The 26,392-nt window shown below is 59.2% G+C and carries 15 protein-coding genes and 1 pseudogene; 9 read left to right on the top strand and 7 right to left on the bottom strand.

The features are described 5' to 3' along the window. Positions 1-323: 323 nt before the first annotated feature. The 5 genes from aceE (at position 324) to msrA (ending at position 10,418) form a co-directional block, all read left to right on the top strand. Positions 324-2,969, top strand: a complete 2,646-nt coding sequence (aceE, locus tag ACZZ0B_RS23760; RefSeq protein WP_008081364.1) for a pyruvate dehydrogenase (acetyl-transferring), homodimeric type — start codon at positions 324-326, stop codon at positions 2,967-2,969. An 11-nt stretch (positions 2,970-2,980) separates the two neighbouring features. Further along, complete coding sequence (aceF, locus tag ACZZ0B_RS23765; RefSeq protein WP_463546374.1) at positions 2,981-4,942, top strand: dihydrolipoyllysine-residue acetyltransferase; 1,962 nt, start codon at positions 2,981-2,983, stop codon at positions 4,940-4,942. Between the two features lie 280 nt (positions 4,943-5,222). Further along, positions 5,223-6,620 (top strand): alkaline phosphatase D family protein, encoded by a 1,398-nt coding sequence (locus ACZZ0B_RS23770; RefSeq protein ID WP_463546375.1) that lies wholly within the window; start codon positions 5,223-5,225, stop codon positions 6,618-6,620. Positions 6,621-6,872: 252 nt separating this feature from the next. After that, complete coding sequence (locus ACZZ0B_RS23775) at positions 6,873-9,569, top strand: putative bifunctional diguanylate cyclase/phosphodiesterase (RefSeq protein ID WP_008081374.1); 2,697 nt, start codon at positions 6,873-6,875, stop codon at positions 9,567-9,569. A gap of 183 nt (positions 9,570-9,752) precedes the next feature. After that, positions 9,753-10,418 carry a peptide-methionine (S)-S-oxide reductase MsrA gene (gene msrA / locus ACZZ0B_RS23780; RefSeq protein ID WP_463546376.1) on the top strand — a complete coding sequence of 222 codons (666 nt, stop codon included), beginning with the start codon at positions 9,753-9,755 and terminating at the stop codon, positions 10,416-10,418. Positions 10,419-10,544: 126 nt separating this feature from the next. Here msrA and ACZZ0B_RS23785 read toward each other — a convergent pair whose 3' ends face one another. Next, a complete protein-coding gene (locus ACZZ0B_RS23785) occupies positions 10,545-11,384 on the bottom strand; it encodes a 23S rRNA (adenine(2030)-N(6))-methyltransferase RlmJ (RefSeq protein ID WP_008081379.1) in 840 nt (279 codons plus the stop codon). Here ACZZ0B_RS23785 and ACZZ0B_RS23790 point away from each other — a divergent pair. After that, positions 11,361-11,957, top strand: a complete 597-nt coding sequence (locus ACZZ0B_RS23790) for a hypothetical protein (protein ID WP_440094873.1) — start codon at positions 11,361-11,363, stop codon at positions 11,955-11,957. The two genes, ACZZ0B_RS23785 and ACZZ0B_RS23790, sit on opposite strands and share 24 nt — an antisense overlap. 97 nt (positions 11,958-12,054) lie before the next feature. On the opposite strand, the gene ACZZ0B_RS23795 is transcribed toward ACZZ0B_RS23790, so the two are convergent. The 4 genes from ACZZ0B_RS23795 to putP form a co-directional block, all read right to left on the bottom strand. After that, on the bottom strand, positions 12,055-12,375 hold the full coding sequence (locus ACZZ0B_RS23795) for a hypothetical protein (RefSeq protein ID WP_008081382.1): 321 nt from the start codon (positions 12,373-12,375) through the stop codon (positions 12,055-12,057). Positions 12,376-12,700: 325 nt separating this feature from the next. Next, positions 12,701-13,414: a DUF4123 domain-containing protein gene (locus tag ACZZ0B_RS23800; protein WP_463546377.1), complete on the bottom strand. Its 714-nt coding sequence runs from the start codon at positions 13,412-13,414 to the stop codon at positions 12,701-12,703. Beyond that, positions 13,404-15,419 (bottom strand): type VI secretion system Vgr family protein, encoded by a 2,016-nt coding sequence (locus ACZZ0B_RS23805; RefSeq protein WP_463546378.1) that lies wholly within the window; start codon positions 15,417-15,419, stop codon positions 13,404-13,406. The genes ACZZ0B_RS23800 and ACZZ0B_RS23805 overlap by 11 nt, the downstream gene beginning before the upstream one ends. Positions 15,420-15,771: 352 nt before the next feature. Then, positions 15,772-17,256, bottom strand: coding sequence for a sodium/proline symporter PutP (gene putP / locus ACZZ0B_RS23810; RefSeq protein ID WP_008077579.1), 1,485 nt, complete (start codon positions 17,254-17,256; stop codon positions 15,772-15,774). Positions 17,257-17,712: 456 nt separating this feature from the next. Here putP and putA point away from each other — a divergent pair, with 456 nt between their 5' ends. Both putA and ACZZ0B_RS23820 read left to right on the top strand, forming a co-directional pair. Beyond that, a complete protein-coding gene (putA, locus tag ACZZ0B_RS23815; protein WP_463546379.1) occupies positions 17,713-21,666 on the top strand; it encodes a trifunctional transcriptional regulator/proline dehydrogenase/L-glutamate gamma-semialdehyde dehydrogenase in 3,954 nt (1,317 codons plus the stop codon). A gap of 278 nt (positions 21,667-21,944) precedes the next feature. Then, on the top strand, positions 21,945-23,747 hold the full coding sequence (locus ACZZ0B_RS23820; RefSeq protein WP_008077582.1) for an acyl-CoA dehydrogenase: 1,803 nt from the start codon (positions 21,945-21,947) through the stop codon (positions 23,745-23,747). 119 nt (positions 23,748-23,866) lie between these two features. On the opposite strand, the gene ACZZ0B_RS23825 is transcribed toward ACZZ0B_RS23820, so the two are convergent. Both ACZZ0B_RS23825 and ACZZ0B_RS23830 read right to left on the bottom strand, forming a co-directional pair. After that, positions 23,867-24,712 (bottom strand): methyl-accepting chemotaxis protein, encoded by an 846-nt coding sequence (locus tag ACZZ0B_RS23825; protein WP_463546962.1) that lies wholly within the window; start codon positions 24,710-24,712, stop codon positions 23,867-23,869. Between the two features lie 21 nt (positions 24,713-24,733). Continuing rightward, positions 24,734-25,804, bottom strand: a pseudogene (locus tag ACZZ0B_RS23830) (HAMP domain-containing protein); the annotation flags it as partial. A 220-nt stretch (positions 25,805-26,024) separates the two neighbouring features. On the opposite strand from ACZZ0B_RS23830, the gene ACZZ0B_RS23835 reads away from it, so the two are divergent. Then, on the top strand, positions 26,025-26,369 hold the full coding sequence (locus tag ACZZ0B_RS23835) for a hypothetical protein (RefSeq protein WP_463546380.1): 345 nt from the start codon (positions 26,025-26,027) through the stop codon (positions 26,367-26,369). Positions 26,370-26,392 lie beyond the last annotated feature (23 nt).

Here is a 26,392-nt window from a genome sequence, read left to right on the forward strand (position 1 = left end):
GAAGGACTGTCGAACAAAAGTTAGAAATAGCTGAAATTTCTTCTTCTTTAGCATCCAGCATCAAAGTTTCACCTTTTACGGATGGTAATCGACCAACCTTAACGATTATTCTCACAACGCAGTCGGAGGCCACAAGCCTTTCATCTGTAGTTTTACTACTCGTCTATACATCCGAAAGGCTGAAATGCCGGAAGATTTGTAGTAAAACTACACGCCGCCGGAACAACCTGTCGGCAATCCAAGAATTTTAAATCGTCTGCCCACAAGGCCAGTCGCAAACTCAGGCAACCGATTCTGGAAGCCTTTCCGCCCTGGAGCAAGCCATGCAAGACCTCGATCCCGTCGAAACCCAGGAATGGCTGGACGCCCTGGAATCGGTTCTCGACAAAGAAGGCGAAGACCGTGCTCACTATCTGATGACCCGTATGGGTGAACTCGCAACCCGTAGCGGTTCGCAGCTCCCTTACGCCATCACCACGCCTTACCGCAACACCATCCCGGTAACCCACGAAGCACGCATGCCTGGCGACCTGTTCATGGAACGCCGCATTCGCTCGCTGGTGCGCTGGAACGCGATGGCCATGGTAATGCGTACGAACCTGAAAGATTCCGACCTCGGTGGTCACATCTCCAGCTTCGCTTCCAGTGCGACCCTGTATGACATCGGCTTCAACTACTTCTTCCAGGCCCCGACCGACGAACACGGCGGCGACCTGATCTACTTCCAGGGCCACACCTCGCCAGGCGTTTACGCCCGTGCGTTCATGGAAGGCCGCATCACCGAAGACCAGATGAACAACTTCCGCCAGGAAGTCGACGGTCAGGGCCTGTCGTCCTACCCGCACCCTTGGCTGATGCCTGACTTCTGGCAGTTCCCGACCGTATCGATGGGTCTGGGTCCAATCCAGGCGATCTACCAGGCACGCTTCATGAAGTACCTGGAACACCGCGGTTTCATCCAGCCGGGCAAACAGAAAGTCTGGTGCTTCCTGGGCGACGGCGAGTGCGACGAGCCGGAATCCCTGGGCGCGATCTCCCTGGCCGGCCGCGAGAAGCTGGACAACCTGATCTTCGTCATCAACTGCAACCTGCAGCGCCTCGACGGCCCGGTTCGCGGCAACGGCAAGATCATCCAGGAACTCGAAGGCGTGTTCCGCGGTGCTCAGTGGAACGTGACCAAAGTCATCTGGGGCCGTTTCTGGGACCCACTGCTGGCCAAAGACGTCGACGGCATCCTGCAACGTCGTATGGACGAAGTCATCGACGGCGAGTACCAGAACTACAAAGCCAAAGACGGCGCGTTCGTTCGCGAGCACTTCTTCAACACGCCAGAACTCAAGGCGATGGTTGCTGATCTGTCCGACGACGAGATCTGGAAACTCAACCGTGGCGGCCACGACCCGTACAAGGTCTATGCGGCTTACCACGAAGCGGTCAACCACAAAGAACAACCAACCGTCATCCTCGCCAAGACCATCAAAGGTTATGGCACCGGTGCCGGCGAAGCGAAAAACACTGCGCACAACACCAAGAAAGTCGACGTCGACAGCCTGAAGTTGTTCCGCGATCGTTTCGACATCCCGGTCAAGGACGAAGAGCTGGAGAACCTGCCGTTCTTCAAGCCAGAGCCAAACAGCGCCGAAGCCCGCTACCTCAGCGAGCGTCGCACTGCACTGGGCGGTTTCGTGCCTCAGCGCCGCGCACAAAGCTTCAGCGTACCGACCCCGGACCTGGACACCCTCAAGGCCATCCTTGACGGTTCCGGCGACCGTGAAATTTCCACCACCATGGCCTTCGTGCGAATCCTCGCGCAACTGGTCAAGGACAAGGAAATCGGCCCGCGCATCGTTCCGATCATCCCGGACGAAGCCCGTACCTTCGGTATGGAAGGCATGTTCCGTCAGCTCGGCATCTACTCGTCCGTCGGCCAGCTCTACGAGCCAGTCGATAAAGACCAGGTGATGTTCTACAAGGAAGACCAGAAAGGTCAGATCCTTGAAGAAGGCATCAACGAAGCGGGCGCCATGAGTTCCTTCATCGCTGCCGGTACTTCGTACTCCAGCCACAACCAGCCGATGCTGCCGTTCTACATCTTCTACTCGATGTTCGGCTTCCAGCGTATTGGCGACCTGGCCTGGGCTGCCGGCGACAGCCGTACCCGTGGCTTCCTGATCGGCGGCACCGCCGGCCGTACCACCCTGAACGGTGAAGGTCTGCAACACGAAGACGGTCACAGCCACCTGCTGGCGGCGACCATCCCGAACTGCCGCACCTACGATCCAACCTACGGCTACGAGCTGGCGGTGATCATTCAGGACGGCATGAAGAAGATGACCGAAGAGCAACAGGACATCTTCTATTACATCACCGTGATGAACGAGTCGTACCAGCAGCCAGCCATGCCGGCCGGTGCCGAAGAAGGCATCAAGAAAGGCATGTACCTGCTCGAAGAAGACACCCGCGATGCGGCGCACCACGTACAGCTGATGGGCTCCGGCACCATCCTGCGTGAAGTCCGTGAAGCGGCGAAGATCCTGCGTGAAGAGTTCAACGTTGGCGCTGACGTCTGGAGCGTTACCAGCTTCAACGAACTGCGTCGCGACGGCCTCGCTGTAGAGCGCAGCAACCGTCTGAAGCCGGGCCAGAAGCCTAAGCTGAGCTACGTCGAAGAGTGCCTGAACGGCCGTAAAGGTCCGGTCATCGCTTCTACCGACTACATGAAACTGTTCGCCGAGCAGATCCGTCAGTGGGTACCGTCGAAGGAATTCAAAGTCCTCGGCACCGACGGTTTCGGCCGCAGCGACAGCCGCAAGAAACTGCGTCATTTCTTCGAAGTTGACCGTCATTTCGTGGTGTTGGCAGCCCTGGAAGCATTGGCTGACCGTGGTGATATCGAACCTAAGGTTGTGGCTGAAGCCATCACCAAGTTCGGCATCGACCCGGAAAAACGCAACCCACTGGACTGCTGAGGAGACATTTTGTGAGCGAACTCATTCGCGTACCTGACATCGGCAGCGGTGAAGGTGAAGTAATTGAACTGTTTGTGAAGGTCGGCGACCGTATCGAAGCCGACCAGAGCATCCTGACCCTGGAATCGGACAAGGCCAGCATGGAAGTGCCGGCCCCGAAAGCCGGCGTCATCAAAAGCCTGAAAGTGAAGCTGGGCGACCGTCTGAAAGAAGGCGACGAACTGCTTGAGCTGGAAGTCGAGGGCGCCGCTGAAGCGGCCCCTGCTCCGGCTGCTGCACCGGCTAAAAAGGCTGAAGAAAAACCGGCCGCCGCTCCTGCTGCTGCCGCGCCCGCCGCTGCCCCTGCTGCCGCTTCGGTTCAGCAAGTGCACGTGCCGGACATCGGTTCGTCGGGCAAGGCGCAGATCATCGAGATCCAGGTCAAGGTCGGCGACACTGTCGAAGCTGATCAATCGCTGATCACTCTGGAATCCGACAAGGCGAGCATGGAAATCCCGTCGCCTGCCGCTGGCGTGGTCAAGGCCATCAGCGTCAAGCTCAACGACGAAGTCGGCACTGGCGACCTGATTCTGGATCTGGAAGTGGCGGGTGCTGCGGCCCCTGCTGCTGCCGCTCCGGCTCAGGCTACTGCACCGGCCGCTGCCGCTGCGCCTGCTCCGGCAGCCGCGCCAGCAGCACCGGTGGCTGACAGCGTTCAGGACATCCACGTTCCGGACATCGGTTCGTCGGGCAAAGCCAAGATCATCGAAGTGTTGGTCAAGGCTGGCGATACCGTTGAAGCCGACCAGTCGCTGATCACCCTGGAATCCGACAAGGCGAGCATGGAAATTCCATCGCCTGCCGCTGGCGTGGTGGAAAGCGTTTCCATCAAGCTGGATGACGAAGTCGGTACCGGCGACCTGATTCTGAAGCTGAAAGTCAAAGGCGCGGCCCCTGCTGCTGCCCCGGCGCCAGCTGCCGCCGCTGCTCCGAGCGCTCCGGCACCTGCCGCTGCTGCTCCGGCTGCCGCTGCACCTGCTGCCGCACCAGCCGCCGCACCGGCCAAGCCGGGCGCCAAAGTTCACGCCGGCCCAGCCGTGCGTCAACTGGCTCGTGAGTTCGGCGTCGAGCTGAACGCTGTCGGCGCCAGCGGCCCGCACGGTCGTATCTTGAAAGAAGACGTGCAGGTTTACGTCAAAGCGATGATGCAGAAGGCCAAGGAAGCCCCGGCCGCTGCTGCTGGCGCAACCGGTGGCGCGGGCATCCCGCCGATTCCGGTCGTCGACTTCAGCCGTTTCGGCGAAATCGAAGAAGTGCCGATGACTCGCCTGATGCAAATCGGCGCGTCGAGCCTGCACCGCAGCTGGCTGAACATCCCGCACGTGACTCAGTTCGATTCGGCTGATATCACCGAGCTGGAAGCGTTCCGCGTGGCGCAGAAAGCCGTTGCCGAGAAGGCTGGCGTCAAGCTGACCATCCTGCCGCTGCTGCTCAAGTCGTGCGCGTACATGCTCAAGGAGCTGCCGGACTTCAACAGTTCGCTGGCGCCAAGCGGCAAAGCGATCATCCGCAAGAAGTACATCAACATCGGCTTCGCCGTCGACACTCCGGATGGCCTGCTGGTACCGGTCATCAAGAACGTCGACCAGAAGAGCCTGCTGCAACTGGCAGCCGAAGCCGCTGCGCTGGCCGCCAAAGCCCGCGACAAGAAGCTCACCGCTGACGACATGCAGGGCGCCTGCTTCACCATTTCCAGCCTCGGCCACATTGGCGGCACCGGCTTCACGCCGATCGTCAACGCGCCGGAAGTGGCGATCCTCGGCGTTTCCAAGGCAACCATCCAGCCAGTCTGGGACGGCAAAGCCTTCCAGCCGAAACTGATGCTGCCGCTGTCGTTGTCCTACGATCACCGTGTGATCAACGGCGCCGCTGCCGCACGCTTCACCCAACGTCTGGGCAGCCTGCTGGCGGACATCCGCACCATCCTGCTGTAATCCCAAGTGGCCCTCCAGCAATGGAGGGCCGCTTGCGTTTCACGTTTTCGAGCGCCACACGCTCGTACCTCAACCCCGTCAGTTTGGCGGGGCTTTTTTTTGCCTGAAGATTACTGACGGGGGCTTTTCCCACATAAGCCGCTGACATCGGCTACAGCTTCAGTCAACTTCGCGCCATTCTTTTTATCCCGCCGACAACTAGTCTTGCCAGCACCAGAACAACTTACTTACTTGTCTGCCACTTATAAATTATTTATCACTCATTCGAATGGATTCGAACATGTTAAAACCCACTGTCGGCCCGATAATCGGCCACACGACAACTAACCACGCACGCATATTAATCCGTGGCGAACCGCAAAAAAACTTGCAAGTCTTTGCCGGCCTGCGTTATCGGGCCAGTAATACAGCGCAATGGTCAAACGCCCTGTTTATCAAACTTGATGAATCACGCGATCTATCCGACGTGTTCATCTTGAATAATTTACTGGAGGACACCGAGTATGAGTTTCAAACCGGCTGGTTCTGCCCGATGAGCCCGGTACACACCGTCGACAGCGTTGCAGAACTGCCGCTGCAGTGGCCCCGCGAGCTCTATCGCTTGCGCACCCGTTGCAACAAGCCCTTGCAGGCACGGGCTTATATTCTCGGCTCGTGCCGCTATCTGCGACTGACGGCAGGCGTACCGATCCTGCCATTGCTGGGAGACCGGATCTTCACCTCGATCAATCAATTGATCGAGGGCGCACAACCACCGATCAGCGCAACGGTCATGAGCGGTGACCAGATTTATGCCGATGACTTGAACCTGATCGCCCCCGACCGAAGTTATAAAGACATTCTGTGCAAGTACCGTGCAGCGTTTTCGCAACCAGGCATACAACGACTGATGTCCGGCACATCAACTTACATGATCCTCGACGATCACGAAATCGAAGACAACTGGCCGGCGAATGCAGACGCTGCAGACGATGAGTTATATCGCAACGCCATGACCGCTTATGAGTTATATCAAGTCAGCCACAGCCCGGCGTACGCACTGACAACTAACGGGCAACTTGATCATGCTTCGCTTGAGCACTACTGGTATCAATTCAGTGAAGGCGATATCGAATGGTTCGTGACCGACACGCGCACCCGACGCGACCTGTCTGGCGATGAACCCCGCATCCTCGATGAAGCCCAGGAACAGACCTTGTGCAATTGGCTGATCAATAGCACGGCGCGGGTCAAATTCGTCGTGACCAGCGTGATGTTCTTCCCGGATCGCCAACTGAATGGCGACGATGCCTGGCAAGGCTTTGCCCAGCAGCGCCTGCGCCTGCTGGAAACGGTGCGCACGCACAGCATCAAAAATGTCGTGATCGTTTCCGGTGATGTGCACGGTTCGCTGACGTCGCGGCTGAGTCATAGCGAAGATGCTGATTTCGAAATTCACACCGTGGTGTCTTCGCCGCTGTGCAACAGCAAACTGTTGCCGTACGCCAAGGCGTCGACGTTTGTCCTCGATCAACCGCTGGTACGCACGGCGGCAGGCGACTATTCGCATGAATTGACCAGCGAAGTGATCAGTGAGGATAACTTTGCACACATGGTGGTTGAGGTTGATCATATTTTGATCAATTACCATGATCGTGATGGCAAACAATTGCAGTCAATTGCCATAAAGCTTCGCTAAGCCATAAAGATCGCAGTCTTCGGCAGCTCCTACATGGGGAGCGTTGCCCTGTAGGAGCTGCCGCAGGCTGCGATCTTTTGCTCTTTTCACCCCCACGCTGGAGAAATGTTCAGCGCAGCCGACACATTCTTATAGCACTTGGCCTTCATGTCTCTTGTCAGTCAGTGCCGCAATGATGCAACCTTGCCGCAGGCAACGTTTAAGAGGGCGAGAGCCCGGCGCGTTCAGCATATTTCCAAGCGAGTTCCCTTCATGAAGAGCCAACCCGATGCCGCCAGCCGTATGGCGGCCGAGGTAGTGACGCAGTTGCCTGTGCCCTCGCGGCTCGGCATGCTGCGTTTCGAGCGCTTGAATGAAGCCAGTTGGGCAATGCTGTTCCTCGACCCCAACTGCGAACGCCAATTCGGGCAACCGGCTGTCGAGCTGTGCGCTCTGGTCGGCGCCCCCTACGCCAGCCTGATGGAGCCGGAAGCGCGCTATCAGCTGCACGACACCATCCAGCAACAACTCGGCGCCAGCCCGCATTATCTGGTGCGCTACACCCTGCACACCCCGGCCGGCGCACTGAGCATCCTTGAACTCGGCGAAGCCTATAAACAACATAACCGCCATTTGCTGCGCGGCTACTTGTTGGCCGTCGGTGAAGCGCTGGATGAAGCATCGCCACTGCCTTCCGTCGACCTTGAAACCCAGAATTCACGTCTGCAAATCGCTCTGGAGCTGAACCAGCGCGCCCAGCAAGAGCAACTGCAACATCTGGAACGCGTGCGCGCCCAGCAGGACTTGATTCTGCTGCTCGCCCGTCAGCGCTACAGCACGCACAATTCGCTGCAAGAAGCCGCCGAACTGATCACCCGCTGCGCCTGCGATATCTATGAAATCGACTGCGCCAGCCTGTGGAATCTCGAAGGCCAGCAACTGGTGCCGATCTCGGCGTACCACCGCGCGACGCAGGAATACCTGCTGCCAGACGTGATCGACATCAGCAGTTTCCCCGACTACATGGAAGCGTTGCACAGCAGCCGTGCGATCGACGCGCACAACGCGATGCGCGACCCGCGCACTCGCGAGATGGCCGAGGCGCTGCGCCCGCGCGACGTCAACGCGATGCTCGACGCCAGTATCCGTGTCGACGGCCAAGTGGTCGGCGTGTTGTGCCTGGAGCAGACCGGCGTCACCCGCGCCTGGCAGTCCGATGAAATCGCCTTTGCCGGCGAGCTGGCCGACCAGTTCGCGCAAGTCATCAACAATCACAACCGCCGCACCGCCACCAGCGCCCTGCACCTGTTCCAGCGTGCGGTCGAGCAAAGCGCCAACGCGTTTTTGCTGGTCAATTGCGACGGCGTGGTCGAGTACGTCAACCCGAGCTTCACCGCGATCACCCAGTACACCACCGAGGAAGTCCACGGTCAGCGCCTGTCCGAGTTGCCGGCCCTGGAGAACCTCAGCGAACTGTTGTTCGACGCGCCCTCGGCGCTGGCCAAGAGCAACAGTTGGCAGGGCGAATTCAAGAGCCGCCGGAAGAACCTCGAACCGTACTGGGGCCAGTTGTCGATCTCCAAGGTGTATGGCGATAACCGTGAACTGACGCATTACATCGGCATCTACGAAGACATCACCCAGACCAAACTGGCGCAACAGCGCATCGAGCGCCTGGCCTACACCGACAACCTGACCAACCTCGGTAACCGCCCGGCGTTTATCCGCAATCTGGACGAACGCTTCGCCCGCGATAGCGATACCCCGATCAGCCTGCTGTTGGTCGACATCGACAACTTCAAGCGGATCAACGACAGCCTCGGCCACCAGACCGGCGACAAACTGCTGATCAGCCTGGCCCGACGTCTGCGCAACAGCCTTAGCCCGAGCGGCAGCCTCGCGCGTTTCGCCAGTAACGAATTTGCCGTGCTGCTCGACGACACCGATCTGGCGACCGGTCAGCAGATCGCCAACCAACTGTTGGCGACGCTGGATAAACCGATGTTCGTCGACAACCAGTTGATCAGCGTCACCGGCTCGGTCGGTCTGGCTTGCGCGCCGCTGCACGGCCGCGACCCGCAAACCCTGATGCGCAACGCCGGTCTGGCGCTGCACAAGGCCAAGGCCAACGGCAAACATCAGGTGCAAGTCTTCACCGAGGCGCTGAACGCCGAGGCCAGTTACAAACTGTTCGTCGAGAACAACCTGCGCCGCGCCCTGACCCAGAATGAGCTGGACGTTTTCTACCAGCCCAAGCTGTGCCTGCGCAGCGGTCGTCTGCTGGGCATGGAAGCGCTGTTGCGCTGGAACCACCCGGAACGCGGGATGATTCGCCCGGATCAGTTCATCAGCGTCGCCGAAGAGACCGGCCTGATCATTCCGATCGGCAAGTGGATTGCGCGTCAGGCTTGCCGCATGAGCAAAGCGCTGACCGCTGCCGGCATGGGCAATCTGCAAGTGGCGATCAACCTCTCGCCGAAGCAGTTCTCCGACCCGGACCTGGTCGCCTCCATCGCCAACATCCTCAAGGAAGAAGCGCTGCCGGCCAATCTGCTCGAACTGGAACTGACCGAAGGCCTGCTGCTGGAAGCCACCGAAGACACGCACTTGCAGCTCGATCAGCTCAAGCGCCTGGGCCTGACCCTGGCCATGGATGACTTCGGCACCGGTTATTCGTCGCTGAGCTATTTGAAGAAATTCCCGATCGACATTATCAAGATCGATCGCAGCTTCATCCACGAAATCCCCGACAACCAGGACGACATGGAAATCACCTCTGCGGTGATCGCCATGGCACACAACCTGAAGCTCAAGGTCGTGGCCGAAGGCATCGAGACCGCCGAGCAATTGGCGTTCCTGCGCCGGCACCGCTGCGACGTCGGCCAAGGCTACCTGTTCGACCGGCCAATCCCCGGCGCCGAACTGATCCAGGCGCTGAAACGCTACCCACGCGGCCCGCTCTGCCTCTAACCCCCGCCGCCCGTTCATGTAGGAGCTGCCGCAGGCTGCGATCTTTTGATCCTGTTTTTTAAAGACAAGATCAAAAGATCGCAGCCTGCGGCAGCTCCTACATTGGGTAGTGCGAAGTCGGGCATCATTGGGCACACTGGCGGTCTGACTTTTTACATCCCATCCTGACTGAGAGGAACGATCATGGTTCTGCGCTCGGAAATTCTGGTGAACAAAAACGTGCTCCCGACTAAAGAACAAGCTCTGCCTGGCCGCGAAACCGCAATGACCCTGCCTGAAAAGCACTTCGTCTTCGAAGAAACCCCGCTGCTTGGCCCGTTTTTCCAGGACGTCGACTTTGCGATTTTCGGTCTGGGTTGCTTCTGGGGCGCAGAGCGTCGCTTCTGGCAGCGCGAAGGCGTGGTCAGCACGGTGGTCGGTTATGCCGGCGGTTTCACGCCGAACCCGACGTATGAAGAAGTCTGCTCGGGCCTCACCGGCCACGCCGAAGTGGTGCTGGTGGTGTATGACAAGGATAAAGTCAGCTACGAAGAGTTGCTGGCGATGTTCTGGGAACTGCACAACCCGACGCAGGGCATGCGTCAGGGCAACGACATCGGCACGCAGTACCGCTCGGTGATCTACGCGACCTCGCCTGCGCATCTGGATGCGGCGCTGAAGAGCAAGGCGACCTATCAGGCTGAACTGTCGAAGGCCGGTCTGGGTGAAATCAGCACCGAAATCGAACAGGCGCCGACCGTGTACTTCGCCGAGACGTATCACCAGCAGTATCTGGCAAAGAATCCTGAAGGCTATTGCGGGATTGGCGGCACCGGCGTGTGCATGCCAGCGAGTTTGGCGGGTAACTAAAGCCTGAAAGCAAAAGATCGCAGCCTGCGGCAGCTCCTACATGTCCGTGATCGTCCGCACATTGGTGGACGACACTAACCACTGTAGGAGCTGCCGCAGGCTGCGATCTTTTGATCTTGCCGTTAATCAGCTCTCGGCAATCAACCAGTCCATCTGCCACCCGCCCTGGGTCTGCCCAAGCTTCTTCGACAACCACGGCAGCAGCTCGCGCAATTCTTCCTCAAGCCCCCACGGCGGATTGGCTATCGCCATGCCCGAGCCATTCAGGCTGTTCGGCGTGTCCAGCGGATGCACCAGTAACTCCACGCGCAGCAACTTCGGCGCACCAGTGCCAGCCAAGTCCTGATAAAAACGACGCAGCGCACGCTGGTCCTTGACCGGGTACCAGATTGCCGCCACGGTTTGGCGCATCCGGCCAATCGCCTCTTTCAACGACGCCGCGCAACGTTGCATCTCGTCGAGTTGCTCGAACGGCGGATCAATCAACATCACCGCCCGCTTTTCCTGCACCGGCAACATCGCCCGCGGCACGTGCCAGCCCTCACCCAGATGCACCTTGACCCGACGATCACCGGCCATGTTGTCCTTGAGCAGCACGCCGTCTTCCGGGTGCTTCTCGTTGAGCATCACCCGATCCTGCGGCCGCGTCAGCCGTCGCGCCAGCTCCGGCGAACCCGGGTAATAGCGCAACTGGCCATCCGGGTTCATCTCGTGCAGCACCTTCATGTAGTCGGCGGTCAGCGCCGGCAGATCCGGCTGCTCCCACAAACGCGCGATGCCTTCCAGGTATTCGCCGGTGCGATTGGCCTGATCGCCCTGCAAGTCATACAGACCGATGCCGGCGTGTGTGTCGAGATAGGCAAACGGCTGCTCCTTGCGCGACATCAGGGCGATGAGGCGGGTCAAGGTCAGGTGTTTGAACACATCGGCGTGATTGCCGGCATGGAAGGCGTGACGATAATTCATGGCTGCTCCTGCGAAGGGCGCAAAGTTTACCTTTTACCGGGCGGCAAGTCAGGGCCTCACAGCCGAGCGGGCAATCACAGACAACAAGATCCTCTCGCCAAAGGGTCAGTTACTCGCTTAACTGACGCGTATTTCCCGACAGGACGTCAGAACTTCATGCGGCATCCGATCATTTTCTCTCTGTGCCTACTGTGCTCATCCCAAGCCCTGGCGGACGAGAACCACACCGATCAAGCCCGGCAAACCCTCAAGAATTACGGCTTGAGCCACTGCCTCCTGGCGCCATTCAATGAGCAATCCGCCCTGAGAAAAGACATCGCATTGGCCGCCGGTGCCTACTCGTTCATGGGCAAGGGCATGCACACAGTCCTGCAAAATGAAGACACGCTGCAGGTACTGCACGATCCCTATGAAGAGACGAGGAACCATGTCTCTGCGGCGTATGACCTGACCTCCGCCAACAGCAAATACTCCGATGAAAAAATGGTCTTCCATGCTTGCCTGCAGGTTTACAACTCAGAGGCGTTCGAGCGTTTCATTCGGGCTCAGGATGCTTACATCGTTGTTGATTGAGCCTTTTTGAGAGTCAAAAGATCGCAGCCTTCGGCAGCTCCTACACGGCGATTCATGTAGGAGCTGCCGCAGGCTGCGATCTTTTGATCTTGAGCCGTCAGGACGGCATGCCGCCCAACCTGCGCCCAATAACATCCAGCACATCACAGCCATCGCGCAGCGGGATCGCACAGAGCATGGCGAAGTCGCTGAGGATGATCGAATCGCACTCGACCGAGCCGCGCATGCACAGGTTCTCCAACACTTGAACCACGGCGCGGAGGCGGTAGTTGGCGGCGTCCAGGAGGATGTCGAGGGGCGCGTGGGTGTCGACGAACAGGGTGGGCATGTCGCTGCAATTGCTGGTCAGGGCCATGAAGCGGTTGGCGGGATGGGGGATGAATTTTTCGTAGGGAGGATCGGGCTTGAGCGTCGTCATTTGTTCTTCCAAGGGATGTGAAAATGAACTGCCACATTCCTTCCTACGGGATTGGGTGGCAGCTGTGCGCGGGAGTAGGAACCGACCCAAGGAATTCGGCCACGCCGAAACGTGTCCCGCACACAGCCGCCGCTAACGATATTGCTGACACGAACTACGTGCCGCAGATTAATCAACAGCGCTGATGCACCTTAGGTAGGGCTCCTACACCCTGCCACCACTCTCGCAGTGACAACGAAAAGACTATCCCTGCAACCCACCGCCCACCAGTTCATGAAAACCGCCGCAACTCGAAGGAAACGTCCGAAGCCTTCGCCCGGAAAACTCACACCGACTCTGCCAGCAAAAACGCCAATAACGCCGATTGCGTCGAATCTTCCGACGCCGAAACCTGAAAAAACTGCCTGACCTTGCAGCGCAAAACCGGGTCGGGAAACGCCTCGAACAGCGCCGGATGCTCTTCACTCAGCCACTGCACAGCATTACCGACCTGAACATCAGCTCCGCCCGCCGCCAATACCGAATCAGGCACTGTCCACCATGGAAACACCCGCCCGCCAACCGGCGCCGCTCCTCCAATATCAATGGCCTGACCGTTAATCAGCCCACGCGAAATCACCGGCAACAACTGCGCCGCGCTGACCGCCTCGGACTGCAAGATCGGCGACAAAAACCGCCCATCCCAAAACCGGAAAAACACTGCTTTGCCGTCCGGCATCAGCACCTGAGTCAGACTGCGAAAATGCTCAACCACCGCTTCAAGGCTCGCCGAGGAAACCGCCAGCCACCCCCAATCAACAGACTCGGTAGCCGCCACCCAATGGAGAAACTCACTGTCCACAGCGACAATTCCCACGAAGGGCATCACCGCATCCCACTCGGCGTAAATAGTGTCCGCCCAGATTGGGCTCGACGCCCCTTGCCAAGCCCTGGATGGATTGGCGTCGCTGGTTTTGCTGAAAATCGCGAACAATTGCTCCGACGGTTTCAGCGGTACGTTCGCCAGCCACGCCGACGGCGCTAGACATTCAGACGGCACAAACACCCTCCTTACACCGCGCGCACTCTTCGCAGAACGGTGCATCGCCTTTCAGGCTCATGATCTGTGCCGGCGTGAGCATGGCGGCGGGCGCTGCCGCCAGTTTCTCCGGCAACCCCGGCATAACGGGCGCGGCACTCATGGGCACCATCGGTGCGCCACCGACCATGATCGGCACGCTGCTGAAAATCCCCCCAGGGCCGATGTTGATCCACTGCCCACCGGCCTGAATGGTTGCGCTCGCACCACCATCGATGACCACTTGCTGGCCAGCGCTGACATGAAATTGCCCGCTGGCACTGAGCGCCTGACTGCTGACGCGAATATGTCGGTCGCCGGTCACGGTCAGGTGATCGTCCTGCCGCACTGCGGTTTGCCGCTGGCCGTGGGTGATGCGTTGTTCATCGGCCTTCAATTCATGCCGCGCGGTGCCGGTGACGACAATGCTGCGCTGGTTATCGACCTGCACCTGTTGATCGTGCAACACGTGCTGCGTCCAGTTGCGTTGGGCGCGCAGGTAGATTTCTTCGGCGCCTTTGCGATCCTCGATGCGCAGTTCGTTGTAACCGCCGCCGCCAGGGCTGCTTTGGCTGCGGAAGATACTGCGAGTCTTGTCGGCCGGAAGATCGAGCGGCACCGGCGTCGCGGCGTTGGGCAGACAGCCCATCACCAGCGGTTTGTCGGCATCGGCGTCGATGAAGCCGACCAGTACTTCCATGCCGACCCGTGGAATCAGCACGCTGCCATAACGATCATGGGCCCAGCCGGTGGCAACGCGCAGCCAGCAACTGGAATGCTCGTTCAGCTCGCCATCACGATCCCAGGCCAATTGCACTTTGACCCGGCCGTACTCATCACAGTGGATCTCGGTGTCTTTCGGGCCGGTGACAACCGCCGGTTGATAACCGAGCATTCGCGGTTTTTCCGGGCCCAGCGGCGGGCGAAAGAACACTGCCCACGGCGTGGCGAGAAAGGTATTACGGTAACCCTGGAATTCTTCCCCATCACTGGTGACCGATTCCTCCAGCACTTGCGGCTGTCGGCCATGGTGCTCGACGGCGGTGAGTAGCCACAGATCATTCCAGTCGTGGCGCGGATGGTCAGTGAGCTGTAGGAAATGTCCGCACACCAGCGAGGATTCGTCGCTGATGCCTTCGGCCTGACGGTAATCGGCGACATGCCTTTCGAGCGCGCGCTGGGCGAGGTGCTTGCCGGTTTCACGGTCGTTGAATTGGCCGGGAAAGTGGTAGTCCTCCAGTACCGGGCGTTGCTCGCCGTCAATACGGCTTTCCAGTTGCAGGCGCGGCTTGATGAAGTTGTAGTCGCGCCGCGTGACCACGCTGCTGCGGGTTTCCACGCGCACGTTGAAACGCTTGATCGCCGGGGCGCCACCGGCCATGCCGCTGCCGGGCAGATACAGCGTCGGCTCGGCGAGTCGCGGAAACACGGTCTGGTCATCGCCGAACACCAACAAGTGGCCTTCCGGGCTGTGCTGAAAGTGGTAATGAATGCCGACTTCGGCGCACAAGCGCTGGATGAACGCCAGATCACTCTCGGCGTACTGCACACAATAATCACGCGGCGGGTAGTCGCTGCCGAGGTGGAACTGGAAGGCATCGCGCAGGATCGCGTGATCCTTGAGGATCCGCTCAATGATTTGCGGAACGCTGAGGTGCTGAAAAATACGCTGATTGATCCGATGCCCAAGGTACGTCAGACGCGGTACCAGGCTCACGTGATAACGCGTCAGACGTTTCCCGGAATCGCCCTGCCCGACCTGATAAATCTGACCGTGGACGCCGGAACCGTCGGCATCAAAACTCAGAAACGCCTGACAGTGCAGCAGGCTTTCAAGGTCCAGATCGGGTCGCTCACTGACCAGCTCCAGCTCGAAACGAAAGGGTTGGCTGATGGCTTCCTTGCCCGTGAACTCAAGGACCTTGAGGTCATGTTGGGCGCCTTCGAGGGTCAACGTGAAGCGCGGTTGATTGGCAGGCGCGAACATCCGATGTTTCTCTGCAGAGTGAGGGCGGGCGATTCTGCATGAGGGGCAAGGGGTATTGAGTGGGTGACGGGGAAATCAGATTTGCCCTACTTCCATTTACGAAAGCCCCTGCAAAAACCGGCGCCTTCGACTACAGACAAATCCCCCAACTTCACCACCAAACCCTGTGGGAGCTGGCTTGCCAGCGATGGCGGTGTGTAAGTCACCCAATGTGTTGGATGTGTCGACCTCATCGCTGGCAAGCCAGCTCCCACAGGTTTCTCCAGTGTCCGCAAGAAATTGCAGGCAATAAAAAACGGCCCGTCTCCTGTAGGAAACGGGCCGTTTTCAGGTGAGCGTCAGCTCAGAACAATTACTTGTTCAGGTGGAAATCTTTTTCCGCCGCTTCGAAGCGCTGCACCATGCCAGTGGTCGGCGAGCCAAGCTTGCTGACGATGAAGATGGCCAGGCTGGCGAAGATGAAGCCCGGGATGATTTCGTACAGACCCATCACCTCGAAATGCTTCCACACCACAACAGTGATCGCGCCGACCAGGATACCGGCCAGTGCACCGTCGCGGGTCATGCCTTTCCAGATTACCGAGATCAGCACCACCGGACCGAACGCGGCACCGAAACCGGCCCAGGCGTAGGACACCAGGCCCAGTACGCGGTTTTCCGGGTTGGCCGCCAAGGCGATCGCGATCAGTGCAACCAGCAGCACCATGGCGCGGCCGACCCAGACCAGCTCCAGTTGCGAAGCGGATTTACGCAGGAAGGTTTTGTAGAAGTCTTCGGTCAGGGCGCTCGAGCACACCAGCAACTGGCAGCTCAGGGTGCTCATCACAGCGGCCAGAATCGCCGACAGCAACACACCGGCAATCCATGGGTTGAAGAGGATTTTCGCCAGTTCGATGAACACACGCTCGTGGTTCTCGGTGACGGGACCGGCCACTTCCGGGTGCGCCGAGAAGTACGCGATACCGAAGAAGCCCACCGCCACGGTGCCGCCCAGGCACAGGATCATCCAAGTCATGGAGATGCGACGCGCCTTGGCGATCGATTTCACCGAATCCGCCGCCATGAAACGCGCGAGGATGTGCGGCTGACCGAAGTAGCCCAGACCCCAGCCCATCAGCGAGATGATGCCGATGAAGGTGGTGCCTTTAAGCATGTCGAAGTTGCTTGGGTCCTGTGCTTCGATCGCCAGGAACGTGGTGTCGACGCCACCGGTGGCCAGCAGCACGATGATCGGCGTGAGGATCAGCGCGAAAATCATCAGCGTGGCTTGTACGGTGTCAGTCCAGCTTACCGCGAGGAAACCGCCGACGAAGGTGTAGGCAATTGTCGCTGCAGCACCGGCCCACAGCGCGGTCTCGTAGGACATGCCGAAGGTGCTTTCGAACAGACGGGCGCCAGCGACGATGCCGGATGCGCAGTAAATGGTGAAGAACACCAGAATCACGATCGCTGAAATAATGCGCAGCAAGCCGCTTTTATCTTCGAAACGGCTGGAAAAGTAGTCCGGCAGGGTCAGGGCATCACCGTTGTGCTCGGTCTGCACGCGCAGACGGCCGGCGACGAACAGCCAGTTCAGGTAGGCACCGACGATCAGGCCGATGGCGATCCAGCTTTCGGACAGACCGGACATGTAGATGGCGCCCGGCAGGCCCATCAGCAACCAGCCGCTCATGTCGGAAGCACCGGCAGACAGTGCAGTAACAACGCTGCCCAGGCTACGGCCGCCAAGAATATAGTCAGAAAGGTTGTTGGTGGAGCGATAGGCCATGAAGCCGATCAGCACCATTGCTGCGATGTAGATCACGAACGTGATCAGTGTTGGATTGCTTACGCTCATTAGTTACGCCCTGGCTTTGTTTTTATGTAGCAGCGGTGATCAACCGCACGCAAACGACGACGTTTGGCAGACGATTTCAGATCCCGCGCATTTAGGACTGATGTTTCCCCAGGAAAGCCACCAGCCGATGCACCGGTTTATACCGGTTGCACCTTGGGCGCGAATGCTATGCAACAAAGTAAAAAAGGTGCAACCAGTTTCGTGAGAATTAGTTGCACCTAGTCGGATATACCGAGAAATAAGCCGTTTTTGCTCCCTTTTAGCGCAGTCCGAGCGCTTTGCTAGAAGCAAAAGCACCAAGCAAGTGCGGCACTTCAGTACCAGAAAATAATTCCTGACGAAGCGTTTATTTTTCCGACAAAAAAAGGGTTGCACCCGGTTGCACCTCTTTCAGCGCGCGGCTAATCTTGCGGCCAGCTGATGCCACGCAACTGTGGCAACCATGAGGATAAAAATATGGCTACCACCACCCTTGGGGTCAAACTCGATGACCCGACCCGCGAGCGCCTGAAGGCGGCCGCGACCTCGATTGATCGCACACCGCACTGGCTGATCAAGCAGGCAATTTTCAATTACCTGGAAAAACTCGAGGGTGGTGCAACCCTGACCGAGCTGAACGGTTTGACCGCCAAGGACGCCGATGAGGCAGGCGAAGTCCACACCGATCACGCCCACCAATGCTTCCTCGAATTTGCCGAGAGCATCCTGCCGCAGTCCGTTCTGCGCGCTTCGATCACCGCTGCTTACCGTCGCCCTGAGCCGGAAGTGGTGCCGATGCTGATCGAACAGGCTCGCCTGCCGGTCGCCATGGCTGAAGCCACCAACAAGCTCGCCGCTTCCATCGCGGAAAAACTGCGTAACCAGAAAAGTGCCGGCGGTCGTGCAGGCATTGTTCAGGGCCTGCTGCAGGAATTTTCCCTGTCGTCCCAGGAAGGCGTGGCGCTGATGTGCCTCGCCGAAGCGCTGTTGCGTATCCCGGACAAGGGCACTCGCGACGCGCTGATCCGCGACAAGATCAGCACCGGCAACTGGCATCCGCACTTGGGCAACAGCCCGTCGCTGTTCGTCAACGCCGCCACCTGGGGCCTGCTGCTGACCGGCAAACTGGTCTCGACGCACAACGAAGCCGGCCTGACCTCGTCGCTGAGCCGCATCATCGGCAAGAGCGGCGAGCCGATGATCCGCAAGGGCGTCGACATGGCCATGCGCCTGATGGGCGAGCAGTTCGTCACCGGCGAAACCATCGCCGAAGCACTGGCCAACGCGAGCAAGTTCGAAGCCAAGGGCTTCCGTTATTCCTACGACATGCTCGGTGAAGCAGCGCTGACCGAGCACGACGCGCAGAAGTACCTGGCGTCGTACGAACAAGCCATCCATTCGATCGGCAAAGCCTCCCACGGTCGTGGGATTTATGAAGGCCCGGGCATTTCCATCAAACTGTCGGCACTGCACCCGCGTTACAGCCGTGCGCAGTACGAGCGCGTGATGGACGAGCTGTACCCGCGTCTGCTGTCGCTGACCCTGCTGGCCAAGCAATACGACATCGGCCTGAACATCGACGCAGAAGAAGCCGACCGCCTCGAACTGTCGCTGGATCTGCTTGAGCGCCTGTGCTTCGAGCCGCAACTGACTGGCTGGAACGGCATTGGTTTCGTTATCCAGGCTTATCAGAAGCGTTGCCCATACGTGATCGATTACGTGATCGACCTGGCTCGCCGCAGCCGTCATCGCCTGATGATCCGTCTGGTGAAAGGCGCGTACTGGGACAGCGAAATCAAACGCGCCCAGGTCGAAGGCCTGGAAGGCTATCCGGTGTACACCCGCAAGGTGTACACCGACGTTTCCTACATCGCTTGCGCACGCAAACTGCTGTCGGTACCGGAAGTCATTTACCCGCAGTTCGCCACGCACAACGCCCACACCCTGTCGGCCATTTACCACATTGCCGGTCAGAACTATTACCCCGGCCAGTACGAATTCCAGTGCCTGCACGGCATGGGCGAACCGCTTTACGAACAAGTTGTAGGCAAAGTTTCCGAAGGCAAGCTGAACCGTCCGTGCCGCGTGTACGCGCCGGTCGGTACTCACGAGACCCTGCTCGCCTACCTCGTACGTCGCTTGCTGGAAAACGGCGCGAACACTTCGTTCGTCAACCGTATTGCCGATCAGTCGATTTCGATTCAGGAGCTGGTGGCCGATCCAGTGGCGCAGATCGAGCAGATGGCGACCGTGGAAGGTGGTTTCGGCCTGCCGCACCCGCGCATTCCGCTGCCGCGTGACCTGTACGGTGCCGAACGTGCCAACTCCAGCGGCATCGACATGGCCAACGAACATCGTCTGGCTTCGCTGTCCTGCGCCTTGCTCGCCACTGCCCACACCGACTGGAAAGCTGCGCCGATGCTCGGTTGCGCGTCCAGCACTGAAACCCCTGCGCCAGTGCTGAACCCGGCCGATCACCGTGATGTGGTCGGTCACGTTCAGGAAGCCACTGTCGAAGACGTCGACAACGCCATTCAATGCGCGCTGAACGCTGCACCGATCTGGCAGGCCACCCCGCCCGCCGAACGTGCGGCGATTTTGGAACGTGCCGCTGATTTGATGGAAGGCGAGATCCAGCCGCTGATGGGCCTGTTGGCTCGCGAAGCCGGCAAGACCTTCGCCAACGCCATCGCCGAAGTCCGCGAAGCCGTCGACTTCCTGCGTTATTACGCGGTGCAAGCGCGCAACGATTTCAGCAACGACGCCCACCGTCCATTGGGCCCAGTCGTGTGCATCAGCCCGTGGAACTTCCCGCTGGCGATCTTCAGCGGCCAAGTGGCTGCGGCACTGGCTGCCGGCAACCCGGTATTGGCCAAGCCTGCCGAGCAAACTCCGCTGGTGGCCGCGCAAGCCGTGCGCTTGCTGCTCGAAGCCGGCATCCCGGAAGGCGTGCTGCAATTGCTGCCGGGTCGCGGTGAAACCGTCGGCGCCGGTCTGGTTGGCGATGAGCGCGTCAAAGGCGTGATGTTCACCGGTTCCACCGAAGTCGCGCGTCTGCTGCAACGCAACATCGCTGGACGTCTCGATAGCCAGGGCCGCCCGATTCCGCTGATCGCCGAAACCGGCGGGCAGAACGCGATGATCGTCGACTCCTCGGCACTGACCGAACAAGTTGTGATCGACGTGGTGTCCTCGGCCTTCGACAGCGCCGGTCAGCGTTGCTCGGCGCTGCGGGTACTGTGCTTGCAGGAAGATTCCGCGGATCGTGTCATCGAAATGCTCAAAGGTGCCATGGCAGAAAGCCGTCTCGGCAACCCGGAGCGCCTGTCCGTGGACATCGGCCCGGTGATCGACGCCGAAGCCAAGGCGGGCATCGACAAGCACATCCAGGGCATGCGTGATAAAGGTCGCAATGTGTACCAGGTCGCGATTGCCGACACTGAAGAGGTCAAACGCGGCACCTTCGTCATGCCGACCCTGATCGAACTGGAAAGCTTCGACGAGCTGCAACGCGAGATCTTCGGTCCGGTGCTGCACGTGGTGCGCTACAAGCGCAAAGAGATCGATCAACTGATCGGCCAGATCAACGCGTCCGGTTATGGCCTGACCTTGGGCGTACACACGCGCATCGACGAGACCATCGCCAAGGTGATCGACAACGTCAATGCCGGTAACGTCTACGTCAACCGCAACATCGTTGGCGCTGTGGTCGGCGTGCAGCCATTCGGCGGCGAAGGCCTGTCGGGTACCGGCCCGAAGGCCGGTGGCCCGCTGTACCTGTACCGTTTGCTGGCGACCCGTCCTACCGATGCCATCGAACAATCCTTCGCTCGCGGTGATGCTGTTGTCGCCCCGGACGTTCGTTTGCGCGATGCCATGAGCAAACCGCTGAACGCCCTGAAAGCCTGGGCTGAAAGCAGCAAGTACGCCGACTTGAGCACGCTGTGCGTGCAGTACGCTGCGCAATCGCAGAGCGGCATCACCCGCGTACTGGCCGGCCCGACCGGTGAGAAAAACAGCTACGCGATTCTGCCGCGCGAGCACGTGCTGTGCCTGGCCGAGGTTGAAGGCGATCTGCTGACGCAACTGGCAGCAGTGCTGGCGGTAGGAGGTTCGGCGGTATGGCCGGAGTCCGACATCAGCAAGGCATTGTTCGCACGTCTGCCGAAGGACATTCAGGCGCGGATCAAGCTGGTTGCTGACTGGAATAAAGACGAAGTGGTGTTTGATGCGGTTCTGCATCACGGCCATTCCGACCAGTTGCGCGGCGTTTGCCAGCAGATTGCCAAGCGTGCCGGCGCGATCGTTGGGGTTCAGGGCTTGTCCCAGGGCGAGACCAACATTGCGCTGGAGCGTCTGGTGATCGAGCGGGCGTTGAGCGTTAACACTGCGGCAGCGGGTGGTAATGCGAGCTTGATGACGATCGGCTAAACCGCTGTAACTCCAGGCGCCCGCAACGGTCGCCTGGAGTGCGATTCCCTGTAGGAGTGAGCCTGCTCGCGATAGCGGTCTGTCAGTTAAATAAATGTGTCTGATAGATCGCTATCGCGAGCAGGCTCACTCCTACAAAAGATCGAAAGATCGTAGCCTTCGGCAGCTCCTACAGAAGGCTGCGATCTTTTGCTTCCGTATCACGCCCATCAATCATCCTGTTCAGCCTTTATCAGCACGCCTAGACTCGGCCCAACCCCAATTTCAGGTAGGCCGCCATGTCCGAGACGCTGCTCAGTTCCCGCAATCTGGCTTTCGAGCTGTATGAAGTCCTTGATGCCGAGGGCCTGACCCGGCGTGAGCGCTTTGCCGAGCACAACCGCGAGACCTTCGACGCCGCCATCGGCACCGCGCGCAACATCGCCGAGAAGTACTTCGCGCCGCACAACCGCAAGGGTGACGAGAACGAGCCGCGCTATGAAGACGGCAAGGCGATTCTGATTCCTGAAGTGAAACCGGCGGTGGATGCCTTCCTTGAGGCTGGATTCCTCAACGCCGCGAGAAGTTTCGACGCCGGCGGCATGCAACTTCCTACATTGCTGTCGCAAGCCTGCTTCGCGCATTTCCAGTCGGCCAACGCCGCTTCGACGTCTTACCCGTTCCTGACCATGGGCGCGGCAAATCTGATTGAAAGCTTTGGCACCGACGAGCAGAAACAACGCTTCCTGCAACCGATGATCGACGGGCGCTTCTTCGGCACCATGGCCCTGACCGAACCCCACGCCGGTTCGTCGCTGTCGGATATTCGTACACGCGCCGAGCCGGCGTCTGACGGCAGCTATCGCCTCAAGGGCAACAAGATCTTCATTTCCGGCGGCGATCACCCGCTCTCGGAAAACATCGTGCACATGGTCCTGGCCAAACTGCCGGACGCGCCTGCGGGCGTTAAAGGCATTTCGTTGTTCATCGTGCCGAAGTTTCTGGTCAACGATGACGGCAGCCTCGGCCAACGCAATGACGTGCTGCTGGCCGGGTTGTTCCACAAGATGGGCTGGCGCGGCACCACCTCCACAGCGCTGAACTTCGGCGATAACGGTGAGTGCATCGGTTATCTGGTCGGCGAGCCACATCGCGGTTTGAGCTACATGTTCCAAATGATGAACGAGGCGCGGATTGGCGTCGGCATGGGTGCGGTGATGCTCGGTTACGCCGGTTACCTGTACTCGCTGGAGTACGCCCGCGAACGTCCACAGGGTCGCGTACCGGATAGCAAGGACCCGACCACTGCGCCGGTAGCGATCATTCAGCACGCGGACGTCAGACGCATGCTGCTAACGCAAAAATCCTACGTCGAAGGCGCCTTTGACCTCGGTTTGTATGCCGCTCGGTTGTTCGATGACACCACCACGCTTGAGTCTGAAGCCGAGCGTAAACAGGCGCATGAGTTGCTGGATTTGCTGACACCGATCGTCAAATCCTGGCCATCGGAGTTCTGCCTGAAAGCCAACGAACTGGCGATCCAGATTCTTGGTGGCCACGGTTATACCCGTGAATACCCGGTGGAGCAGTACTACCGCGATAACCGCTTGAACCCGATCCATGAAGGCACCCACGGTATTCAGTCGCTGGACTTGCTCGGGCGTAAATTGGCGCAGAACGGTGGTGCGGGGCTTAAACAACTGATTCGCCTGATTGCCAACACTGCTGAGCGCGCGACAGCGTATGAATCGCTGACCGCACTGCGTGAACCACTGGAAAAACTGGTGGCGCGCCTGCAAACGGTGACCATTGGTTTGCTGACCGATCTGGCGCAGGGCAAGGTCAACAGCAGTCTGGCGAATTCGGCGTTGTACCTGAAAGTGTTCGGGCACACGGTGATTGGCTGGCGCTGGCTGGAACAGGCGATTCGTGCCGAGGAAGGATTGGCCAAGGGCAATGCGGCGGATGCCGACTTTTATAAGGGCAAGTTGCAGGCGGCGCGGTATTTCCTGACCTGGGAAGTGCCGGGTTGCCATCATGAGCTGGCGCTGCTGGAGACGCGGGATGATACGTGCCTGGCGATGCAGGATGCGTGGTTCTGATCCGGGATATTTGTAGTGGCTGAAATCTAATCGCGAGCAGGCTCACTCCTACATTTGGAGCGCTTTCCCCTGTAGGAGTGAGCCTGCTCGCGATGGCGTCAGCTCAAACAATGCACCTCTCAGCTCAACTTGAACCCACCCATCTGCCGCGCCAGATCATCCGCCAGTTTCTGCAACATCTGGCAGTCTTCACGACAAGCCCGAACCTCCCCCGCCGTCGCCCGCGCCAGATCGGAAATCCCCTGCACATTGCGGTTGATCTCTTCAGTCACCGCCGACTGCTCTTCCGTCGCCGTCGCCACCTGATGGTTCATGTCGCTGATGCGCTCGACCTGCCCGGTAATCGCAGTCAATGAAGCCCCGGTACGCTGGCTCGACTCAACCCCGGTGCCCGTCGCGGCCTGGCCGGTGCGCATCGACGACACGGCATTTTCCGCGCCCTGTTTAAGGCTGCCGATCATCTGCTGAATCTCGTCGGTTGACGCCTGCGTACGCCGCGCCAAGGTGCGCACTTCATCGGCGACGACGGCAAAACCCCGGCCCATGTCGCCAGCACGCGCCGCTTCGATCGCCGCGTTGAGCGCCAGCAAATTCGTTTGCTCGGACACCCCGCGAATCACCGCCAGCACCGAGTCGATCGATGCCACTTGATGCGCCAGCTCACCCACCGCGCCTGCCGCCAAGCCAATCTCGTCCGACATGCTTTCAATATGCCGAATCGAACCACCGACCACTTCCCGCGCCTGCATCGCTTCATCTCGCGCAGTTTGCGAGGCGAGCGCCGCGTTGCCAGCGTTCTGCGCGATTTCCTGCACGGTCAGGCCCATTTCATGAACCGCCGTCGCGACCATGTCAGTCATTTCCTGCTGACGACCGGAACGCTCTGCGGTGTTCTCGACGACTTTCGCCACCTGCCCGACAGCGGTGCGCAAACGCTCGCTGGTGGCCAGCACTTCGCCGATCATCCCGCGCTGGCTGTCGAGGAAACTGTTGAAACCCCGGGCGAGGTCGCCCAGTTCGTCAGCGCGACTGGAATCTAACCGGTGGGTCAAATCTCCCCCACCGCTACCGATTGCTACCAGCGCGGCTGTTACCTGACGAATCGGCCGCACCAGACCTTGCGCCAGCCACACCACCAAGGCGAGGCACACCAACGCCACCGCCAGACCGATTCCGCCGCTCATCCACATCGCTTTGCGGGCCTCGGCGTAGATCTGTGATTGCGGCACTTCGGCCACGAGGGTCCAGCCTAAATCACGCAAGGGCAGGCTGAAGGCGAGGAAGTCTTCGCCATCCCTCTGGAAGCTGCTGCTGATCGCCGTTTTTTGGCCCATGACGGCCTGCGCTGCATTGGCGCCGATCTGCTCGGTCAAGGTGCGTTTACCACTGAACTGCGCTTCGGGATGCACCTGAATCAAACCGTCGGAACGCACGAGATAGACCTTGCCGCGCTCACCGAAGCTGAAGTTGTGGATCAGCTCCGAGAGCTCTTTCATGCTCAGCCCAAGCCCCGCCACACCCACCACTTTGCCGGCCTGCTCGACCTTCAAATCGATGAACAGCGCCAACTCTCCAGTGGCCCCGTCGTTGTCGATATTCAAGGTGCGCGGCTGATTGCTGTCGAGGAAAGAATAGAACCAGGCATCGGCCGGTTTGGAGCGACTGAGGGTGCGATCCAGGCCTTTTTCGGTGATGTAATGATTGGAATCGGTGCCGATGATCAAAGCGGTAAACGCTTTGTGTTCGGCGCGGATGCCTTCCAGATACTGCGCAAAGGCTGCTGTTTTGCCGCTGTCTTCACCCGACGCGAGCCAGTCGCGAACCATGGTGTTGCTGGCAATGTCCTTGGCCGCCGTCAGCGGCTGAACAAGGATACGTTCGATGTCGTTGCGCGTCGCTTCGATGCTCGACGGCAGGGCTTGCTCGACCAGATAGCTCTGGGCGAGGCGATTGACTACCAGGGTATAAATGCCAACCACGATCAGGATACTGACCAGTAGGGCGGTGCCCATGCTGAGAATCAGCTGCCATTGAATACTGCGTCGCCACAACTGCATGGAGCACCCCCAGGAGATAAGAGGCGGAAACACTGCAACTGTCGTGCCGACTGTATACAAAGACGCAGAAAATCAATCTCAATCAGCAGCTTGTTTCGCATGCAAACAAGAAAAAACTGTCATATCTAACAGGTTACAAGCATCGAATAGCTGGGTATGTTTTGAGAAGTGCCAATCTGGGCACGCACAACTCGATTGCATTAAGCAGAGAGGGGCCGTCATGCACGACGAACCATTGCAATCCTCACAGCCACTGACCACCCAGGAAACCGACGCCGTTCTAAAATTTGTGAATGTTGGAGACGAGGTCAGGATCGCCGGAGAAAAACACAGTGTCGTCAAAAAAGAATTTCAGGTGAGCGGCAGCCATTATCTCGTCCAAATTACCTTGGACACTGGCGAAACCTCCACCACCACACATTCAATTACCCACGAGGAGCTCAGTAATCTTATACGCGAGGGTGACTACATAAACTCGAACGGAAACATCAGCGTGGCAGACTCAGTGTGGTACCAAAAAGACGGCCACCTATGGGTCAAATACGCCACTTGGGAAAAGGGATGATCATTTGCCTGCTTCGAAGATAG

Source organism: Pseudomonas sp. AC247, assembly GCF_979258015.1.

Coding starts and splice junctions, on each gene's coding strand:
- ACZZ0B_RS23820 (WP_008077582.1), top strand. CDS start 21,945: ATGTCCGAGACGCTGCTCAGTTCCCGCAATCTGGCTTTCGAGCTGTAT.
- ACZZ0B_RS23770 (WP_463546375.1), top strand. CDS start 5,223: ATGTTAAAACCCACTGTCGGCCCGATAATCGGCCACACGACAACTAAC.
- putA (WP_463546379.1), top strand. CDS start 17,713: ATGGCTACCACCACCCTTGGGGTCAAACTCGATGACCCGACCCGCGAG.
- ACZZ0B_RS23835 (WP_463546380.1), top strand. CDS start 26,025: ATGCACGACGAACCATTGCAATCCTCACAGCCACTGACCACCCAGGAA.
- ACZZ0B_RS23790 (WP_440094873.1), top strand. CDS start 11,361: ATGGAAGGCGTGACGATAATTCATGGCTGCTCCTGCGAAGGGCGCAAA.
- msrA (WP_463546376.1), top strand. CDS start 9,753: ATGGTTCTGCGCTCGGAAATTCTGGTGAACAAAAACGTGCTCCCGACT.
- aceE (WP_008081364.1), top strand. CDS start 324: ATGCAAGACCTCGATCCCGTCGAAACCCAGGAATGGCTGGACGCCCTG.
- ACZZ0B_RS23825 (WP_463546962.1), bottom strand. CDS start 24,712: ATGATCGGCGAAGTGCTGGCCACCAGCGAGCGTTTGCGCACCGCTGTC.
- putP (WP_008077579.1), bottom strand. CDS start 17,256: ATGAGCGTAAGCAATCCAACACTGATCACGTTCGTGATCTACATCGCA.
- ACZZ0B_RS23795 (WP_008081382.1), bottom strand. CDS start 12,375: ATGACGACGCTCAAGCCCGATCCTCCCTACGAAAAATTCATCCCCCAT.
- ACZZ0B_RS23785 (WP_008081379.1), bottom strand. CDS start 11,384: ATGAATTATCGTCACGCCTTCCATGCCGGCAATCACGCCGATGTGTTC.
- ACZZ0B_RS23775 (WP_008081374.1), top strand. CDS start 6,873: ATGAAGAGCCAACCCGATGCCGCCAGCCGTATGGCGGCCGAGGTAGTG.
- ACZZ0B_RS23805 (WP_463546378.1), bottom strand. CDS start 15,419: ATGTTCGCGCCTGCCAATCAACCGCGCTTCACGTTGACCCTCGAAGGC.